This is a genomic window from Pseudogemmobacter sp. TB195, from assembly GCF_058313095.1.
Map to the genome: position 1 here is coordinate 1 of NZ_JBZEGG010000087.1, position 1,127 is coordinate 1,127.

Sequence of the window (1,127 nt, forward strand, 5' to 3'; positions counted from 1 at the left end):
GGCCAGGACCAGCAACGGGGTAGGATACAGCGCTGAACACCTTGTGGCCTGACCACGATTGCTAGCCGGCTGATCCTGCCTCTCCTCACCGTCTCGAACAATTGACGGCGGCCCGTTTTGCGGGACCGCGAAGCATAAGGAAGAGAGAGTGACATGATAGCAGCAACCAGTGTGGTAGGGATAGACGTGTGTCGTGACTGGCTCGACGGGTTCTGTTTGCCTGGCTTGCAGAGGTTTCGTTTGCCCAACACACCAGCAGGGCATCAAGAGCTGATCTCGATGATCCGTCAGTTGTCTGCCTCCATCCAGGTCGGTTTCGAAGCCACCGGCGGACAAGAATGGGGCTTGTGGACTGCGCTGGTCGAAGCAGGGATTGTCTCGAAGCAGCTTCCTCCAGCTCAGATCAAGGCGTTTGCCATGTCGCGGGGGACACGCGCCAAGACGGACCGGATCGATGCGGAACTCATCGCCCGCTTCATGCTGTTTCGCCCAGATGCCGGGCGAATGTTGCCGGATCATAACCTGCGTATTCTCAGAACCTTGACAACGCGACGCGCTCAGATCGTCCAGATGCGTAAGCGGCTCATGCTGCAGGTTGCAGCCCGCAAGAAGCAAGGTATCCTCGCAGATGTCGAAGATCTCGATCATGCGCTAAAGGCCGTGCTGGAGACCCAGATCAGCGATGTAGAGCAACGTATCGAGCGCGCCCTTGCGAGCGAGGAAACGTCCGCAACCAAAGCCGGTCTGCTTCGGTCCATACCCGGCATTGGCCCGGTTTCTGCAGCCATGTTGGTAGCGGAAATGCCGGAACTCGGCCGGATGACAGCAGGAGAGGCTGCAGCCATGGCAGGCTTGGCGCCCGTGCCGCATGACAGCGGTGCCATGCGAGGCAGGCGGGCAATCGCTGGGGGGCGACGGGCAATACGACAGGTCCTCTTTCAGGCCGCACTTGCCGCCGCATGCCATAACTCAGTGCTGAAGCCCGTTGCAAACCGAATGAAAAAGAGCGGAAAGCCGCACAAGGTCGTCATTATCGCCATCGCGCGCAGGCTGATCACCATCGCAAATGCAATCCTGAAAACAGGAGAGGTATGGCGTCAACAGCTCAATCAATAGACACAATTGCT

Annotated in this window: 1 protein-coding gene; it reads left to right on the forward strand. The window is 58.6% G+C overall.

Translation table 11 applies throughout. The features are described from left to right. The first annotated feature begins 153 nt into the window (after nucleotides 1-153). Nucleotides 154-1,116 carry an IS110 family RNA-guided transposase gene (locus AC4FS3_RS28695; protein WP_491023368.1) on the forward strand — a complete coding sequence of 321 codons (963 nt, stop codon included), beginning with the start codon at nucleotides 154-156 and terminating at the stop codon, nucleotides 1,114-1,116. Nucleotides 1,117-1,127 lie beyond the last annotated feature (11 nt).

What these genes read in the sequence shown, in the direction of transcription:
- AC4FS3_RS28695 (WP_491023368.1), top strand. Translation starts at nt 154, where the DNA reads ATGATAGCAGCAACCAGTGTGGTAGGGATAGACGTGTGTCGTGACTGG.